Origin of the sequence: Mucilaginibacter panaciglaebae (assembly GCF_039539265.1) — a bacterium.
GTDB classification, from domain to species: Bacteria; Bacteroidota; Bacteroidia; order Sphingobacteriales; family Sphingobacteriaceae; genus Mucilaginibacter; species Mucilaginibacter panaciglaebae.
Genome location: NZ_BAABCV010000010.1, coordinates 36,552 through 55,381 on the forward strand (window position 1 = coordinate 36,552; position 18,830 = coordinate 55,381).

Annotated in this window: 14 protein-coding genes; 7 read left to right on the plus strand and 7 right to left on the minus strand. The window is 45.8% G+C overall.

From position 1 onward, the window contains the following. Nucleotides 1-27 precede the first annotated feature (27 nt). From ABD772_RS14070 to ABD772_RS14090, 5 genes are all read right to left on the minus strand, one after another. A complete protein-coding gene (locus ABD772_RS14070; RefSeq protein WP_345105679.1) occupies nt 28-2,292 on the minus strand; it encodes an aconitate hydratase in 2,265 nt (754 codons plus the stop codon). Nucleotides 2,293-2,482: 190 nt separating this feature from the next. Further along, nucleotides 2,483-3,415: an ankyrin repeat domain-containing protein gene (locus ABD772_RS14075; protein ID WP_345105681.1), complete on the minus strand. Its 933-nt coding sequence runs from the start codon at nt 3,413-3,415 to the stop codon at nt 2,483-2,485. Nucleotides 3,416-3,513: 98 nt separating this feature from the next. Further along, the gene (locus ABD772_RS14080) at nt 3,514-4,209 is read right to left on the minus strand and encodes a formylglycine-generating enzyme family protein (RefSeq protein WP_345105684.1); all 696 of its coding nucleotides are present in this window, start codon (nt 4,207-4,209) and stop codon (nt 3,514-3,516) included. Next, entirely contained in the window at nt 4,202-5,338 is a 1,137-nt protein-coding gene (locus ABD772_RS14085; protein WP_345105686.1) for an ankyrin repeat domain-containing protein, read from the minus strand. Before ABD772_RS14085 ends, ABD772_RS14080 begins: the two co-directional genes overlap by 8 nt. Next, complete coding sequence (locus ABD772_RS14090; RefSeq protein ID WP_345105688.1) at nt 5,320-6,426, minus strand: acetyltransferase domain-containing protein; 1,107 nt, start codon at nt 6,424-6,426, stop codon at nt 5,320-5,322. Before ABD772_RS14090 ends, ABD772_RS14085 begins: the two co-directional genes overlap by 19 nt. Before the next feature lie 146 nt (nt 6,427-6,572). On the opposite strand from ABD772_RS14090, the gene ABD772_RS14095 reads away from it, so the two are divergent. Together ABD772_RS14095 and ABD772_RS14100 are read left to right on the plus strand one after the other, a co-directional pair. Next, complete coding sequence (locus tag ABD772_RS14095; RefSeq protein ID WP_345105690.1) at nt 6,573-7,601, plus strand: sensor histidine kinase; 1,029 nt, start codon at nt 6,573-6,575, stop codon at nt 7,599-7,601. Further along, nucleotides 7,598-8,305, plus strand: coding sequence for a LytR/AlgR family response regulator transcription factor (locus tag ABD772_RS14100; protein WP_345105693.1), 708 nt, complete (start codon nt 7,598-7,600; stop codon nt 8,303-8,305). Before ABD772_RS14095 ends, ABD772_RS14100 begins: the two co-directional genes overlap by 4 nt. A 15-nt stretch (nt 8,306-8,320) precedes the next feature. Here the strand turns inward: ABD772_RS14100 and ABD772_RS14105 are convergent, their stop codons facing one another. Continuing rightward, the gene (locus ABD772_RS14105) at nt 8,321-8,455 is read right to left on the minus strand and encodes a hypothetical protein (protein WP_345105696.1); all 135 of its coding nucleotides are present in this window, start codon (nt 8,453-8,455) and stop codon (nt 8,321-8,323) included. A gap of 392 nt (nt 8,456-8,847) precedes the next feature. Here ABD772_RS14105 and ABD772_RS14110 point away from each other — a divergent pair, with 392 nt between their 5' ends. Further along, nucleotides 8,848-11,796, plus strand: a complete 2,949-nt coding sequence (locus tag ABD772_RS14110) for a PAS domain S-box protein (RefSeq protein ID WP_345105699.1) — start codon at nt 8,848-8,850, stop codon at nt 11,794-11,796. A 727-nt stretch (nt 11,797-12,523) separates the two neighbouring features. Here the strand turns inward: ABD772_RS14110 and uvrA are convergent. Then, nucleotides 12,524-15,343, minus strand: a complete 2,820-nt coding sequence (gene uvrA, locus ABD772_RS14115) for an excinuclease ABC subunit UvrA (RefSeq protein WP_345105702.1) — start codon at nt 15,341-15,343, stop codon at nt 12,524-12,526. Between the two features lie 360 nt (nt 15,344-15,703). Between uvrA and ABD772_RS14120 the strand changes: the two genes are divergently transcribed. The 4 genes from ABD772_RS14120 (at nt 15,704) to recA (ending at nt 18,760) form a co-directional block, all read left to right on the plus strand. Continuing rightward, the gene (locus ABD772_RS14120) at nt 15,704-16,288 is read left to right on the plus strand and encodes an RNA polymerase sigma factor (RefSeq protein ID WP_345105704.1); all 585 of its coding nucleotides are present in this window, start codon (nt 15,704-15,706) and stop codon (nt 16,286-16,288) included. A 258-nt stretch (nt 16,289-16,546) separates the two neighbouring features. Next, nucleotides 16,547-16,747 (plus strand): hypothetical protein, encoded by a 201-nt coding sequence (locus tag ABD772_RS14125; RefSeq protein WP_345105707.1) that lies wholly within the window; start codon nt 16,547-16,549, stop codon nt 16,745-16,747. Between the two features lie 130 nt (nt 16,748-16,877). Next, nucleotides 16,878-17,639, plus strand: a complete 762-nt coding sequence (nth, locus tag ABD772_RS14130; protein WP_345105710.1) for an endonuclease III — start codon at nt 16,878-16,880, stop codon at nt 17,637-17,639. 107 nt (nt 17,640-17,746) lie between these two features. Further along, nucleotides 17,747-18,760: a recombinase RecA gene (recA, locus tag ABD772_RS14135; protein ID WP_345105713.1), complete on the plus strand. Its 1,014-nt coding sequence runs from the start codon at nt 17,747-17,749 to the stop codon at nt 18,758-18,760. The last annotated feature ends 70 nt before the right edge of the window (nt 18,761-18,830 follow it).

Consider the following 18,830-nt stretch of genomic DNA (forward strand, 5'->3'; position numbering starts at 1 on the left):
CCTTTTACCTTTCAGCTTTTACCTTTACTAGGCCATTTGCTTACGGATAATATTCAAAGCGCCACCTGCCTTAAACCACTCTATTTGCTGAGCGTTATAAGTATGGTTAACCGCAAACGATTCTGTAGTACCATCATGGTGATGTAATACAACGGTTAACTGTTTGCCCGGAGCAAAAGTGGTTAAACCTACGATATCGATTTTATCATCCTCCTGTATTTTCTCATAGTCGTTGCTATCAGCAAAAGTGATAGCCAGCATACCTTGTTTTTTTAGGTTGGTTTCATGAATACGGGCAAACGATTTTACCAATATTGCACGTACGCCTAAGTGACGTGGTTCCATCGCCGCATGCTCGCGCGATGAACCTTCACCATAGTTTTCGTCGCCTATTACAATAGTACCTATGCCATGCGCTTTGTAAGCACGTTGGGTAGCAGGTACCGGGCCATATTCGCCGGTCAATTCGTTTTTAACGCTGTCGGCTGTATTGTTAAAGTAGTTGATAGCACCTATCAGCATATTGTTACTGATATTATCCAGGTGACCGCGGAATTTCAACCACGGACCGGCCATCGAGATGTGGTCGGTAGTACACTTACCTTTAGCCTTGATAAGCAATTTCAAACCGGTAATATCTGTACCCTCCCAAGGCTTAAACGGATCAAGCAATTGCAGACGTGATGAATTAGGGTCAACCTTAACTACCACCCGGCTGCCATCCTGGGCCGGAGCCTGGTAGCCTGCATCTTCAACTGCATAACCTTTTATCGGCATTTCCAAACCTTCCGGCTCATCAAGCTTTACCTGCTCACCTTTTTCGTTGGTCAGGTAATCCGTAATCGGGTTAAAGGTCAGGTCGCCCGCAATAGCAAAAGCAGTCACTATTTCCGGCGACGCTACGAAAGCGTGGGTATTGGGGTTACCATCATTACGTTTGGCAAAATTACGGTTAAACGAAGTGATGATGGAGTTACGGCGGGTAGGATCGTCGGTATGACGTGCCCATTGACCGATACACGGGCCGCAGGCATTAGCTAATACTATGCCGCCCATTTGGTCGAAGGTATCCAGGTAACCATCGCGCTCAACTGTGTAACGTACAAGCTCGCTGCCCGGTGTGATGGTAAATTCGGCTTTAGCCTTCAGCCCCTTATCAATAGCCTGTTTGGCCAATGAAGCCGAACGGGTAATATCCTCATATGAGGAGTTGGTACATGAACCAATCAAACCAACTTCTAAAGTTTCAGGCCAGTTATTCTCTTTAACCGCAGTTGCAAATTTTGACAATGGCCAGGCCAGATCAGGCGTAAACGGACCGTTAATATGCGGTTCCAGCTCATTCAGGTTAATCTCAATTACCTCGTCAAAGTATTGCTCAGGATTTGCGTAAACCTCAGGGTCGCCATTTAAATGTTCCTTAATAGCATTGGCAGCATCAGCAATATCGGCACGTTTAGTACCGCGAAGGTAAGCCTCGCTTCTTTCGCCATAACCAAATACTGAAGTGGTAGCACCAATCTCGGCACCCATGTTACAAATGGTAGCTTTACCGGTTGCGCTCAGCGCTTCGGCACCTTCGCCAAAATATTCAACAATAGCACCGGTACCGCCTTTAACAGTTAGTATACCGGCAACTTTTAAAATAACATCTTTAGCCGATGTCCAGCCCGATAATTTACCGGTTAGCTTAACACCGATCAGTTTAGGGAATTTAAGCTCCCATGGTAAGCCGGCCATTACATCACAGGCGTCGGCACCGCCAACACCGATAGCGATCATACCCAAACCACCCGCATTTGGTGTGTGGCTGTCGGTGCCAATCATCATACCACCCGGGAAAGCATAGTTCTCTAATACCACCTGGTGGATGATACCTGCACCCGGTTTCCAGAAACCAATGCCGTATTTATCACTTACCGAAGCCAGGAAATCATAAACCTCTTTATTTACATCCTTAGCAGTGCTCAAATCCTCATTAGCGCCAATTTTAGCCTGAATCAGGTGATCGCAATGCACGGTTGAAGGCACAGCAACCTGCGGGCGGCCCGCCTGCATAAATTGCAACAGCGCCATCTGTGCAGTAGCATCCTGCATAGCCACACGGTCAGGTGCAAAATCAACATAGTCTACACCGCGTGCATAGGCCTGTTTAGCTTCGCCCTCGCTCAGGTGAGCATATAATATTTTTTCAGTTAAAGTTAAAGGTTTGCCGGTTGCGGTACGGGCAGCAGCCACACGCGTGCTGTAGCGCTCGTAAACCTTTTTTATCATGTCTATATCAAAAGCCATGGGTATATATTTAAGTAAGTAGAAAAATAACTACTCCTTATTTGCGGCAGGTGTGTATCCCCCTTAAAATAAGGTGTGCGGCGAATTTACAAATTATAACAAATAAACCGAAGTACGGTTATGTCACAATGTTATTTGGAACTGTTATAAATTGGGTTAGCGTGATTAGATGATAACTATAAATTACTCATCAAACACGTTTAAGCAGTTCGGCTATATGCTTATGTCCTTTACTTTCTGCCCAGGCCAATGGCGTTGCCCAGTCGGCCCCTGCCAGTTTTGGATCAGCGCCGTGTGTCAATAAAAGCTCTACCATTGGCAGGTGTCCCCAGCGTGCTGCCAGGCCGAGCGGCGTTGACAGATATGCTTCGTCCAGGGCATTTATAGCTGCACCATAACCTAAAAGCAGGGCGGCTTTATCCAGATAACCTTTTTGTGCCATATCATGCAGCAGCGTCACATGCTGCCAGCTTATGGTATTGGCATCCATGCCGCGTGCCATGATGAATTCAGCATGCGCCAAAGTCTCAAAATAATAGAACTGCGCCCACTTCAATATTTTCGGCACTTTAGCTCCATAACTGATCAGCATATCTGCCATTGCATAACCACCTTCTTTGACCGGCGCCGTCAATATTCCTTCACTCCAGAAATAAGTATCATCCAGCGCAAACTCAGGATGCTGCTCTAAAATATTCTTGACCTTTCTGAGCTGATTACGGCTCACCGCTTTTTCAAACTCTTTTTGTTGTGATGTGCGATTGTAAGTTATCTTACCGTTGTCTCCTTTGTAGCGCGCACAATCTTTACCGGCATAATCATCCAATAGTGCTGCGATCTCTTTATATCCGCGGTCAAGCGCTACCGTTTGCATACTATCCAGAAAGGGGTAAAAGCGGTACGCAGAATCATGCGCACCCCGGCTCAGTAGGTACTTCACCAATTCAATATGTCCTTCGCGTACTGCAAAATGGATGGGTGGGGCATAATTATATTGCGCATACAACAAACCTTCACATTCACTGGCCAGGGCCTGCACTTTTTCCAGATCGCCGTAATAAGCCGCCTGCAGCATGAGCCACACCTGCGTGGTGGTCGCTTTCTTACCACTGCCTATATTCATGGGCAAGTGTAATTTCAGTTCTGGTGGCTGGATCATGTCATCTAAGCTTATGGAAAATCTTTTGATCGTTTTCTCATTTATAGTATCGCCTGTTGATATCAAGCGCTAACAGCTATCCGGAAACCTACCGAGTTGTCCCTGCTGTCGGCGATGATCTCGTAACGCTTCATAGCTGCGCAGTGGATGCCATAATTGTGAAAACAACCGCCTCTGACCACCCGGTATTCATTTTCTTTCAGGCAAGGGCTGCCGTCCAATGGTATTTCTCTGATAGCAGGCTGAAAATAATCCTGGCACCATTCCCATACATTACCGCTCATATCATAAATGCCCAATTGGTTGGGTTGCTTTTGGCCTACGATATGGGTACGTCCACCACTATTACGTTTATACCAGCCTACATCTTCAATATTATCACTTCCACTATATACAAAATATTCGCCCCAATAGTTCCCACCCCGCGCAGCATATTCCCATTCGGTCTCTGTTGGGAGCCGGAATTTATTGCTGGCCTCGTCAGAGAATTGAGAATAATTCAGCTGTTTCAAAAACTCAGCGACATCATCAAACGAAACACATTCCACCGGCTTAAAATCATCCTTTGCGTGTGAGGGGTTAACACCCATTACCTGATGCCATACTTGTTGAGTTACAGTGTAAGTTGAAAGATAAAAGTCTTTGATGCTTACCTGTAGTTGAGAATTTTCTAAACCGAAGCGATAATACCTTTCACCGGTTCCCTGCACGTAAACCATAGGGAAACGGTAACCGCCGATGCGTAACTCTTTATCCATGTGCTCTTATTTCATTTATATAAGTTTGCCAATCGTCTTTGATAATTGCGCCGCGATTGATCAGCAATTCCATAATCTGCAAATGATCCGGACAACGATGGTTATATAAACACCACAGCGTTTGTCCGAGTGCAGTACCTCCATAGTCATTTACGGCTTCTATATCGGCTCCCCAATCCAGCAATTTGATGACCATTTGCAGTTGGCCTTCAAAAGCGGCAGCCAGTAACGGCGTGGTGCCGTTTATGGCGGTATTTACTGACAAGCCTTTTTCCAGCAAAAAATCTACTACAGGAATATGACCATATTGACAGGCCCACGTAAGGCCGATATTTTGTTTTTGAGATACAGCTTCGTCAAAAAGTGCCCGCACCTTTTCCAGATCGCCCAAAGCACAAGCGCCTTCCAGATCTACCTTCGCACCGTGTCGCGCCAGGTAATGAACAGGCTCATAGCGTCCATTATGAATACAGGCCAGTATCAGCATCCCCCCGGTATAATTAGGCGCAACCGCCCGGTTTGGGTCGGCGCCATGCCGGATCAGGATATCCATCAGCGGTTCCTGCACACCTGCGATAACCGGGTGTACGCTGGTTGCTACCAGCCCGAGGGTAGATGTACCCCCATACATATCGCCCCAGGCATCTGTATCCGCACCGGTTTCCAGCAGCAGGCGCGCTATATCTACGATGTTTGCCGGTGTCTTTTGCCGCCAGTCTTCAATGCCATTGGCCCCGGTATAATTCAAAAGTGTCGCACGATGGCCACGCAGTGAACGTCTCTGTACCAGTTCCGCATCCTCATTTAATAATCGTTTTAAAAAAGCAAAATCGCCGTCGCAAATCGCATTGACAGCGGCCTCGAAACGCTGCAGCTCAACGTCCGACTCCAGTTGCTCCCGGAATGCAGCATACTCCGCCCAACTCACAAACCAATGCTTATGCTTGATAATTTGTTTGGCATTAAACGCCGCTGGCTTTGACCAGTCGCAGCCAGCTTCGGCATACCAGGGCGCTTTAAAATGCAGATGCCCCGGGTAACGTCGCAGAAACGCTGTTACCGCCTCAAGCTCCCCATTACGTGCGTTTTCGTCGGCCTTTGCTTTATCGCTTACAAATACTTCAGCCATACTTTTTCGGCGTGTGATGATTTATAACGGCCATACCATTGGCAAGCCAGGTACAGAAAGATTTCTATAAAGATAAACACGATATACAGCAAAGGCAAAGGCCAGCGCAGCGGTTCGGGCAAGCCGCAAAAAGGCGCGGTCAGGTAATGTTCTTGCAAGGTATCACCCGTCCTAAACCAGTTAACCAGTAAAGCAGTAGCGTGAATTAACAGGATATGTGAGATATAGTAGAACAAGGGGACTTTGCCAAAAGTACTCAGGATTCTTGCTGCCCAGCCTTTTGCTTTTTCTGCAAATGGCACCAGCACAATGATCGGGCCAAGCGTCATGAGCAGGTATAACTGGGATGGCGGATACTTTTGCTGAGCAAGCAACCGGAAAAGAAAGGGTACGTCCCCGCCTCTCTGTAATGCCACAACACTACCCGCCACAAGAAACAGTACGATTGCGGACCAACCTATCCGGCGGCAAAGCCGGTCGCGGCGCGGAGGTTCTAATTGCAGTAGGGCACCGAAACCATAACCCGCCATCATCACACCTATCCAGGGCAGGATAACATACAAGACATTTATATTGCCGGGCGCTCCCTCGCTGATCGTATAAAAAAAGTTCCACCAAGACCAACCGGGAGGAACCAGGCCAAAAACTTGTTGTATGGCAATGATGACCAGGCTTGTGATCCATATTACCCGGAACGGCAGCCAAACCATTATCGCTAAAAGCACCATGCACCAACCCAGCATCCAAATTACACCCGCCAGTACAAACGAGGTCAAATTGACATCGAACGACCAAAAAAAACGGATCAGGGTCAATTCAAGCAAAACAAGCCACAGGCCACGTGTAAAAAGGTAGCGCGACAGCACCCTGCGTTTATGGAGCTTTTGCCCGTACAAAAAGGCCGACGTTCCGGCAAAAAAAACGAAGCCTGAAACACAGAAATGCGTGATCCAGCGCGTGAAAAAAATTGCCGGGTCGGGCCCGCCGGCAGGAATGCCTGAATAAACGCGGATATGATCTATAGCCATCAAAACCATCACAGCGCCGCGCAACAGGTCAATGGAACGTATTCGTGCAATGTTGATCATAACCGAATGTAAAGAACACCTGTCCGTTGAAAAAACTTATTTGATAACTGACGTCAGCAACAGGGTAAGAAGCGTTTCCGGCGTGAGATCCGGAAATAACAATAAATGAGGAACATACGATCAGGTAATTAATATTATTTTTGATCATGAAGTCATGGCTGTTACGTTTATTTTCGGGCAAATATCTGTTCCACCTTATTGTCTGGCTGGTATACGGCATCTATAACCTGATGAATGTGGAAGACTATATCCACAAAAAAGGCTGGCTGTTCAGCCTGGCCCCACTGGCCGTCTCTATCGGACTGCTGGCCATGCTGATCTATGTAAATGCTTTTTTGCTAATTCCCAAATTACTCGATAAAAGGAAAATAACGCTTTACCTGCTCAGTGTCCTGGCGCTGGTGATTTTGAACACCTACCTTAAAAGCCTCAGCCTGCAATATTATGATACGCTTGTTTGGCCAAAGAATACTATGACGTTGCCTTCCTATTTTAAATGGAACCTATTCGACAGCTTCTGGTCTATTCTGATCTCAACGCTATTGCTCTTCAGCCTGCGCTGGAGCCAGCAAAATGAAAGGGTAAAGAATATAGAAGTAGAGCAGTTACATAGCGAATTACGTTATTTACGCGCACAACTGAATCCGCATTTCTTGTTTAACGGTTTAAATACCATCTATGGCAATATTGACAGCGCTAATGAAACCGCGCGTAACGTGTTACTGCAATTTTCTGACTTACTCCGTTATAACCTGTATGAGGCAGATGTAGACCTGATAGAACTGGGGAAAGAAGCGGCCTATCTTGAAAGCTATGTTGCCCTGCAGAGGGCTCGAAGCAATGCCAATGTAGCGGCAGACCTGACAATAAATATCGCTGATCCGGGCCTGATGGTTGCCCCACTGATCTTTATTGCTTTTGTTGAAAACGCTTTTAAATTTATTACCCGCGAAGATCATACCCGGAACTTTGTAACCATCAGCCTAACCGAACATGCGGGGCAGGTGCGCTTTTCCTGCATTAATTCGTATGAGATTGCAGAGAATAAGGATGGTGGCGGCATTGGCTTACGCAATGTTAAACGCCGGCTGGAGCTATTATATCCATCCAACTATCAACTCGACATCGAGGCCGATAATAATATTTATTCGGTTAACTTAATGCTGACGTTATGAAAAAGATACGCTGCCTGATTGTTGATGATGAGCCCATAGCCAGAAAAGTATTGCGCGAATTTATTGAACGGATACCTTTCCTTTCTGCCTGCGGGCAGTGCGAGAACACAATGAAAGCCGAACTTTTTATAAAGCAAAATGAGGCCGACCTTATACTGCTGGATATTGAGATGCCCAAACTTTCTGGCCTTGAATGGCTAAAGCGTACACCTGTTAAACCAATGATTATCCTTACCACGGCTTTCCAAAACTATGCATTGGAGGGTTATGAACTGGATATCATCGATTATTTGTTAAAGCCCATCGCCTTTGACCGCTTTCTGAAAGCTATGCAGAAAGTACGCGAATACGCAGAAATGCGTGAGCACCTGATAGCAGGCACGGGCTATCTTTTTGTTCGCAGCGATAAACGCATCGAAAAGATCGAACTAAAAGACGTGCTGTATGCAGAAAGTGTCGGCAATTACGTGCACATCGTCACCACTGAAAAAAAGCTGCTTGCCTACCTCACGCTCAAAAGCCTGGAGGCCCAACTCCCCGGCCATGATTTTGTAAAGGTTCACCAATCCTTTCTCGTTAACCTGTCGCAGATTGAGGCTATAGATGGTAACCGCATCATAATCGGCCACAACGAAATCCCTGTGAGCCGGAGTTTCCGCGGCCGGTTAATGCAGATAGTAGAACAACGTATCCTGAGGCGATAAACTTATTATCCGGGTTTAGCTGTTCTTAGACAAATAGTTCTGTATAAAACTCCCCACAACGGCAAATATCATCCCGCTGATCAATGACATTATAATCACTATACCCGGAGCCAGCTCATCTTCGCGCGAATGCCTGTCAAGAATTAGCATTTTAAATAACAGCAGGAAGCCTGCTGACCCTCAATAAAACCGATAACCCTACCTGTTCTTTGTTTGACTTGCGTTTTTGAATCGTTGTTTGGTGCCATGATTGTTTAAGTTTATAGTTTTCTTAATGAATAACCTGCGATAAACAGTGCGTCCTTTGAAATATAAAGTTATCAATTTACTTTTTATTTCAAAGTACTTTTTAAAAACATTTTTTAACAGAATGCATTATCTATTTGAATCATTGTTTGTTACGAAGCGAATGCAGCAAGCAGAGATCATGACTGAACGCCTTGGGGTTTGATCCCGCTTAAGCAGCACATAAGAATGTTTTGTCAATTGAGTGCCATTTCTTAAATTAGTGCTCGTGTAACCTGTCTTAATCAATTACATCTATGCTAACGATTGATAAGCTTGAAAGTATTTTTGAGGACATTCCGGTTCCTGCGCTAATTTTAGCTGCAGATGAGCCGTTTAAAATAGTACAGGCAAATGAAGCTTACATACACATGTTTGCGCTGTCGTCTCAGGACCTTTGCGGACGGGCTTTGTTTGACGTGTTCCCTGATCAACACCTGGACAACCCTGACTCGCCGATAAAACGTACCAAACAGAGTATCAACAAGGCAATCCGCCTCAAAGAACCACAGACACCCGGGACCATTTCTTACCGGCTGCCAGACAACACCGGTGAACGTAAGCTCAGATTCTGGATACTCGAATATATTCCTGTGGTTGATGAGACGGGCAATGTTGTCTACCTATTTCAGCTTACACAAGAGATCTTTGAAAACAAAGCAGTACAGAATTCACTGCCCGAAACCACGGGCCTTCCTTATGAAAGCATTTTCGCGACGGCACAAAACGCTTTTTTTCTCTCTGATAAAAACGGTATGGTATTGGCCGTAAATGAGGCTGCCTGTTCAATATTTGGGTATTCGGAAGAAGAAATGAAACACCTTGGCCGACCAGACATTATAGAAGAGGACCAAAAGCTACATCAGCTCCTGCTGCAGCGCGAAAGGGACGGAAAGTCTCGTGGCGAGGTAACCGGCATCGCCCGGAGCGGTGAACGGTTCCCCTGCGAATACTCATCGGTGAGGTTTACCACACCCGCCGGAGAAGAGAGATATTGCACCGAGATCACTGACATCCGCAAATGGAGACGCGCCGAGGATAAAGTCCGGCAATCTGAAAAAAATCTCCGTACCATCTTTGACCATACGGTTGAGGGCTTTGTACTGGTTAATGCCCAACTCGAAATCATAGCCCATAATGATAAAGCCGGCGAACTTATTTTTGAACTCGGCGATCATAAAGCGGTTAAGATTGGTACGTCCTTACTGGACTACCTGGCAGAAGACCGCGCAAATGTGTTCCGCGTACTTTCTAAACGTGTATTTGCGGGAGAAACAATAGAATATGAAAGGCCTTACCCGCGGCCCGACGGCGAAACATGCTGGTTCAGTTTTGCTGTGAACCCGGTGCGTGAAAACGATACTGTGATTGGCTTATGTATTTCGGGCAGGGATATTACCCGTCAAAAACGGGCAGAAGAGGAAGTAAACAAGCGCGAAAAACGCTTTAGGCGAATGGTAGAAAACAATGCCGATGCTATCGCCATTCTTTCGCCCGAAGGAAAGGTTATGTATGTTTCACCGGCAGCAGAGCAGATAACGGGATATTCGGCAGAAGAGGCCATGGAAATGGATGTATTTCAAACCGTCCATCCGGATGATCGCGAAAAATCGGCAGAAGTAATGTCCGCGGTATTCGCTCAACCGGGGGTGCCGGTAAACGCCTCGCCTATCCGCCTGCTGCATAAAGATGGCACCTGGCGCTGGATAGAAGCAACCATCACCAACCTGCTTGATGACCCTGACATTCAGGGCCTTATTGACAACTTCCGCGACGTTACCGAGCATATCGAGGCCGAACAAAGATTAATGTTGGCCAAACATGAAGCAGAGCAATCAGAAGAAAAATACCGCAAATTGTTCAATCTTAGCCCCTTACCCAAGTGGATCTATGACCAGGAAACACTGCGCATTCTTGAAGTAAATGAAGAAGCCATACGGCATTACGGTTACTCACGAGAAGAATTTCTGTCGATGACCATCATGGATATCAGGCCGACCGAAGATATAGATGCACTTAAAGAGCTGCTACAGGGGTTGCATAACAACCGCGAAAAGCCAACTGTTTACTGGCGGCATGTCAAAAAAAACGGCGAAATTATCTTGGTCGATATTACCGGACACGCGATCGACTTTAACAGTCCCAATGCGCGGATGGTTATTTGTCAGGATGTGACCGAAAAGATCAAGGCCGAAGCCGAGCTCCTCCGCAGTAACGAGCGGTTCCGCCAGGCGGCAAGAGCTTCATCAGACGCTATCTGGGACTGGCACATTGCGTCTGATACCGTATTCCTGGGCGAAGGTTTCAGTACCTTATTTGGCTATGCCGAAGCGGGTACCTCAGTTCAGCGAAGCTGGTTAGAAGACAAGCTGCAACCCGAAGACCGGTCAAGGGTAAAGGCCCGAATAGAAAGCCTATTAAGCGAAAGACGGCAAGACAGGTGGCAAGACGAATACCAGTTTAAAAAAGCAGACGGCACCTTTGCCATTATTTGTAACAGCGTTGTACTTACCCGCGATGAAGAAGACAAACCTTCGCGGATGATTGGCGCGATGAAAGACGTTACACACCAAAAAGAAGAAGAGCATCATCTTAAACTGCTGGAATCTGTTGTCACCAGTACAACGGATGCGGTCATCATCACCGAAGCGAGGCCCAACAACCAGGGTGCGCCTGCGGTCATTTATGCTAACGCTGCATTTCATAACATAACAGGGTATACGCCGCATGAAATCAAGCTTGGCAGCCTTACCATGCTACAAGGCCCTGAAACCGACCAGACCGAAATTGCCAAGCTGGAAGAAGCCATGAAACTGAAACAAAACTGCCAGATTCAGGCAGTATTTTATAAGAAGAATGGACAGCCCTACTGGGCCTCGCTTGCTATATCGCCCGTAACCGACGCTGATGGCAATGTCCAGAACTACATCGCCATAGAGCGCGACATTACAGACCGCATGAACTACCTGACGGCAATTGAGCAACAAAACAAACAACTGCTCGAAATCGCCTGGTTCCAGTCGCATATAGTAAGGGCACCGCTTGCACGCATAATGGGGTTGATAGACCTGTTAGTGAATGATACATCCGGGATATTTAAAAACGACGCATTGCCGATGCTCAAACAGTCGGCTGATGAGTTAGACAAGATCATCCGCGAAATTGTTGTAAAGACAGATTTCACGAATGACGATACCATCAATTAAAAGAAAAGTAAGAACAAACCTAACGCCCTGCAATTACTCCCTGAACACGCCGGCCATACCTTAAATCGGTTTGAAGATACCGTGCGTCAAACTCGTTGTTAGTTTTATCTTCGCAATAACTTATGATAAAAAACTCCTGCGCTCATGAACGTCCTGCTGAATAATGCGCTTTCTCCCGCCCGTATTTGTGTGTCACATACACATGTATTATTATAATACAGGGCCAACACACGGGTTGTTGGTGACAAACGGCCCCACCCCTTTTAAGTACCTTTAAAAACGAACAACTCACGAAAAAATAATAGCCTTAGCGGCGAATGAACGTTATCAGGCAATAAGCAAATGCGCTTAGTTATGCAGAGATCGCTTCGCTCCCCGCAATGACATGGTGGAGTTGGTTACCGCCTGCTACAGCAGGCGTTCCGCTTGCGATGTTTCGGACTTGGCCCGGGTTTGAGAACCCCGGCCAGGCGCGGAAAATTGAAAATACCGTTTCACTTTCCCTGTTTCACCCCGTCAAAAACGGTCAATTTACAGTCGCCTGATTATCAGCACATAACGCAGATATTACCTATAAAAATCCTGACGAATACTTTGTTTCATTTTGTTTCAGCCAGTTTTCATAAACAATTATGCATCAACAACTTAATACAAAATAGTGTTTCAACTGTTCCAAAGTGTTTCACTTTTAAGTGAAACAGCTATGTATATGATCATCAACTAATTTTCAACCTCCAAACCGCTCGGCGAGGAACTGGCCGGTATAGCTGTCTTTGAGTTTGATCAGGTCTTCGGGCAGGCCTTCAAAGACGACCTTGCCGCCGCGGTCGCCGCCTTCGGGGCCAATGTCTATCACCCAGTCGGCACATTTGATCACGTCCATGTTATGTTCTATCACAATGATGGTATTGCCATGCTCCAGCAACGCATCAAACGATTTGAGCAGCTTCTTGATGTCGGCAAAGTGCAGGCCGGTGGTCGGCTCGTCAAAGATAAACAAGGTCTTATGGGGGTTGTTCCCCTTCACCAAAAACGACGCCAGCTTAATGCGCTGCGCCTCCCCTCCCGACAAGGTATTAGACGACTGCCCCAACTGCACATAACCCAAACCTACCTCAAACAAAGGCTTGATCTTGGCTATGATCTTGGGCTCGGCCGCAAAGAACTCCAGCGCATCTTCGATGGTCATGGCCAGTACGTCGGCCACGTTCTTGTCGTTATAGGTAACGTCCAGAATATGCTGTTTGAAGCGCTTGCCGCCGCAGGTCTCGCAGGTCAGGAAGATGTCGGCCATAAACTGCATCTCTATTTTTACCTCGCCTTCGCCCTGGCAAACGTCGCAACGGCCACCCTCCACATTAAAAGAGAAAGCCGAGGGCTTTAACCCCGCAGCCTTGGCCGCAGGCCGGGCGGCGTACAGGTTACGTATCTCGTCCCAGGCTTTAACATAAGTAACCGGGTTTGACCGCGATGAGCGGCCTATAGGGTTTTGGTCAACCAGCTCAACCTGTTCAATTTTGCTGTAGTCGCCTTCGATGGCATCATAGCTGCCGGTTTGCTCGCCGTTGTAGTTGCCCAAAGCCTTCTGTAAAGCGGGCGCCAAAATACGTTTAACCAAACTGGTCTTGCCCGAGCCGGATACACCGGTAACGGCAGTAAACACACCCAGCGGGAATTTGGCGTTAACATGCTGCAAGTTATTCTCGCGCGCACCTTTTATCTCTATAAAGTCGTTCCATTTGCGGCGTTGGGTAGGGATGGCTATCTCCTCCCGTCCGCTCAGGTATTTGCCGGTTAGGCTTTTGTCGTCTTTAATGATGGCGGCATAGTCGCCGCTGAAAATGAGTTCGCCGCCGTGGGTGCCTGCTGCGGGGCCAATGTCAATAATGTGGTCGGCAGCTTTCATGATCTCTTCCTCGTGCTCAACTACCAGAACCGTATTACCGACATCGCGCAGTGATTTCAGCACGCTGATAAGGCGCTGGGTATCGCGCGGGTGCAAGCCGATGCTGGGCTCGTCTAACACATAGATAGAGCCAACCAAACTACTACCCAACGAAGTAGCCAGATTAATACGCTGCGACTCACCGCCCGACAAGGTATTAGACAAACGATTCAAAGTCAAATAACTTAAACCCACATCCACCAAAAAACTCAGGCGATTGGTGATCTCGGTGAGCAGTCGCTTGCCTACTTTGGCATCGGTTTCGTTAAGCGCCAGGTTCTGGAAAAATGCCAGGGCTTTATCTAAAGGCATCAAAACAATATCGGTAATAGACTTGCCCTCGATCTTCACATAAGTAGCATCCTGACGCAGGCGACTGCCTTTACACTCGGGGCAGGTAGTCTTGCCGCGGTAGCGGGATAGCATCACCCGGTATTGTATCTTGTAGGTCTGCGCTTCCATTTCCTTAAAAAACTCGTCAAGGCCGCGGAAGTACTGGTTACCGGTCCATAATAGCCGCTGTTGCTCCTGGGTAAGTTGATTATATTGGCGATGGATCGGGAAATCGAACTTAAGGGCATGCTTAACCAATTGGTCGTTCCACTCGCGCATTTTCTCGCCACGCCATGGGGCTATCGCGCCTTCGTAAATGGTCTTGCTTTTGTCTGGGATAACTAAATCCTCGTCAATACCAATTACTTTGCCGTAGCCTTCGCAGCGCTTGCAGGCGCCATAAGGGTTGTTAAAGCTGAAGAAGTTTGGCGTAGGCTCCTCAAATTTGATACCGTCCAGTTCAAAGCGGTCGCAAAAGAAACGTTGGCTTTCAGTATCAGCCTCAGGTTCCTGATAATAAACGAGGCAATCGCTTTTGCCTTCAAAAAATGCGGTTTGGATCGAGTCGCCCAGGCGGCTTACGGTTTCGTCGGATGTATCTTTAGTTATGCGGTCGATGATGATCTTCAGGCCGTGATCGCTCACCAGCGGGCCATTAGCGATGGATTCGTCTTCCAGTAATGACTCAATGCGCGATATGGCCGCGTCATACTCTACCCTTACAAATCCTTTTTGCATCAATACGGCCAACTCCTCTTTCAGACTGCGGTTATTGTGCGGATGCAGCGGGCATAGTATAGTAACCTGCGCATCGTCAGGCAGAGTCATGATAAAATTAATGACATCGGTAACTGAGTCGCGCTTAACTATACCGCCTGATACCGGCGAAATAGTTTTGCCAATACGCGAGAATAACAGTTTCAGATAATCGTAGATCTCTGTAGATGTACCTACGGTAGAGCGTGGGTTCGACGTGATAACCTTTTGCTCAATAGCAATAGCCGGCGCAATGCCTTTAATATAGTCGACGTCAGGCTTATTCATCCTGCCCAAAAACTGACGCGCATAGGCCGAAAGGCTCTCTACATACCGGCGCTGACCTTCGGCATACAAGGTGTCAAAAGCAAGGGATGATTTGCCCGAGCCCGACATACCCGTTATCACAACCAGCTTATTTTTGGGGATAGCTACGTCCAGGTTTTTAAGGTTGTGCACGCGGCTGCCCTTTATGATGATATTTTTTTGCGGATCTTTATCTGCTTCGTTCATTCGTTGATATTTTGGGTCCATGGTCCATGGCCGATAGACCATAGTTTCCTCTGATTAACCATGGTCTATGGACTATCGACTATGGTATCAAGCGATTAAACCTTCTCAAAAAATAAAGTCTGACAGACATAGCCAATAATTGAGCCGATTTTTTTGAAAGTGCAAAAATCCTAAAATATTTAGCAGTATCCAAATAACATCGTGATACAAAAAATATTATGACAGAAAAAAATTATTTGTTTTTTACGATGAAATTTATTTAATTTGATGTAACAATTTTATTAACCCCTAAAGGAATCCATATCGATTAGAAGCTATACTTAACAATTTTATTTAACTAAGTTAAAGTAAACGCTTTATATGGATTTTCAATTGCAAAGTGATCAGGATCTAATCCATCTTTACATTGGTGGCGATGAAAAAGGATTAGTAGAACTTATCCGCCGCTATCAAGCCAAAATATACACTTCTATTTATCTGTTAGTGAAGGACGAGTACCTTGCTGAAGATATTTTTCAGGATACGTTCATCAAAGTTATCAATACCTTAAGAGCGGGTAAATACAATGAGGAAGGTAAGTTTTTACCTTGGGTAACCCGTATTGCACACAACCTGGTCATCGACCATTTCCGCCGCGAAAAGCGTGCGCCAATGGTTAGCAATGGCGACGACTTTGACATTTTTGAGGTGCTGGGTAACTACGACGAAAGTACCGAGGACCGTATGGTACGCGAACAAACCCATAAAGATCTGAAAACACTAATACAACAATTACCGTCTGAGCAGAAGGAAGTTTTGATTATGCGCCATTTTGGCGACATGAGTTTTAAAGAAATTGCAGACATTACCGAAGTAAGCATCAACACCGCACTGGGCCGGATGCGTTATGCCCTTAATAACCTGCGAAAAATGATGCAGGCCAAAGAGCTTAGTCTAAAAAACTAGTTTTCCAAATAGTAATCATTGTATGAGGCTACGCCATCCCATGTGTGCGTAGCCTTTTTTATTACCATTACCATCCAGGACGCAGGGAATTTTTAACTCAAAGTTTAGCGCCAAATTAAAAATTAGCCTATATTTAATTAAGTCTATAACTGATTATAAACCGAGAAGAAAAATTTCATTTAATTTTCATGTGGTTAAAATAAATAGAAATAGCGCACGTTATACAATGTATACAAACTGATCAACAAAACACAGCTTATGGGTGAAACCTCTACTACTTTAAATGCACTTGGCAACCACAACAACGACGAAGTGAAAAAGGAAAATGTAAAAGAGAACCTTGAGGCCGATGATTTGATTTTTTATCATTCATTACGGCCTGAACTGGAGCTTTTGCAAAAGCAACCAAAGCTTCAAACGATCCATTACATTCTTGATTATTCAAAAAGTAAACGTTAGTTGCTGATGGGCGATAAAAGCCTTGAATCCTGAGCAGACGCTAATTCTGCCCGGGATTTTTTGTTTAAAAGTTGCTGGCATTGTCGTTACTCCCGCATACTTTTTTACTTTTGATGGTTATTAAGCCGCCATGCAACGATCAGAACGCTATCACCATTTCGTCGAATATTTTTCCAGACATCAGCCGCAGGCCGAAACTGAATTGCATTATTCTAATCCGTTTGAGTTGCTTGTAGCGGTGATCCTGTCGGCGCAGTGTACAGATAAACGCATTAACCAGGTTACCCCTGATTTGTTTAAACGCTTCCCGGATGCCGAAACTTTGGCAGCCTCAAATTCAGACGAAGTATTTAATTATATCCGCAGCGTAAGTTATCCAAACAATAAAGCCAGGCATTTGGTGGGTATGGCTCAAATGCTGACTTCCGATTTTGGCGGTATAGTTCCTGCAGATATCGATCAATTACAAAAGCTGCCCGGTGTAGGCCGTAAAACCGCCAATGTTATCGCCTCGGTAGTTTATGATGCGCCGGCCATTGCCGTGGATACTCATGTTTTTCGTGTGGCCGACCGTATCGGTTTAACTACCAATGCGCGCACGCCGCTGGCTGTTGAAAAACAACTGGTCAAATATCTGCCGCAAAACACTTTGGCTATAGCGCATCACTGGTTGATATTACATGGGCGGTATATTTGTGTTGCGCGTAATCCTAAGTGCGACATTTGCCCGCTTACCTGGTTTTGCCGTTATTATGAGCGCACACATACGGAGAAAGCCTTGGAAAAAGCAGAAGCGTTGCGATTAAAAAAGGTGAAAGATGCCAAGCTAAAAAAATCGCTGAATACCATTAGCAAAGAGCTCAAAAAGCGCAGTGTTGATAACAATAGTTGACCAGCTTTATTAAGTTAACTAAGTTTAATAATCCAATTAAAATAATTACTAAAATTATTAGTAATCTTAAAAATAAGTTTTATATTTGCTAAAGATATTATTAAAAGATGAGCAACGCAGATAAATTAAAAGCATTACAACTTACACTAGACAAACTGGAAAAGTCGTACGGAAAAGGCACCATCATGAAATTGGGCGATAATGTTATCGAACCTCAAGAGGTAATCCCAACCGGATCATTGGGCCTTGACATTGCATTGGGTGTTGGCGGTTTGCCAAAAGGCCGCGTAATTGAGATATATGGCCCTGAATCGTCAGGTAAAACTACTTTGGCCATTCACGCTATTGCAGAAGCACAACGTAAAGGTGGCATTGCCGCGTTTATTGATGCGGAGCACGCATTCGACCGTTTTTATGCCAAGAAATTAGGCGTTGATGTTGAAAATCTTTTAATATCACAGCCGGACAATGGTGAGCAGGCTTTAGAGATTGCTGATAACCTGATCCGCTCAGGCGCTATTGACATTCTGGTTGTCGATTCAGTTGCGGCCCTGGTGCCAAAAGCCGAGATCGAAGGCGAAATGGGCGATTCAAAAATGGGGTTGCATGCCCGTTTGATGTCGCAGGCCTTGCGTAAGCTAACCGGCACCATTTCTAAAACCGGTTGCTGCTGTATCTTTATCAACCAGCTGCGCGATAAGATCGGCGTGATGTTTGGTAACCCTGAAACAACTACCGGTGGTAACGCCTTGAAGTTTTATGCTTCGGTACGTTTAGATGTTCGCCGTATATCGCAAATTAAAGATACTGACGAAGTATCAGGTAATCGCGTTAAAGTTAAGATCGTTAAAAACAAAGTTGCCCCGCCGTTCCGTATTGCCGAGTTTGACATTATGTTTGGTGAAGGTATTTCAAAAGCCGGCGAGATCATTGACCTGGGTGTTGAGCATAACATCATTAAAAAATCAGGTTCATGGTTTAGCTATGGCGAGACCCGCTTAGGTCAGGGACGTGATGCTGTTAAACAGTTGATCCTGGATAACCCGGAACTAATGGACGAGTTGGAAGCTAAAATTAAGGAAGAAGTTACCGGTGATAAACTAAGTGTGGAAACCGAATAATTGATTTCGATTAAAACAGATATATTGATCTTTCGATAATATATAATCCCCTTCGCAATCGGAGGGGATT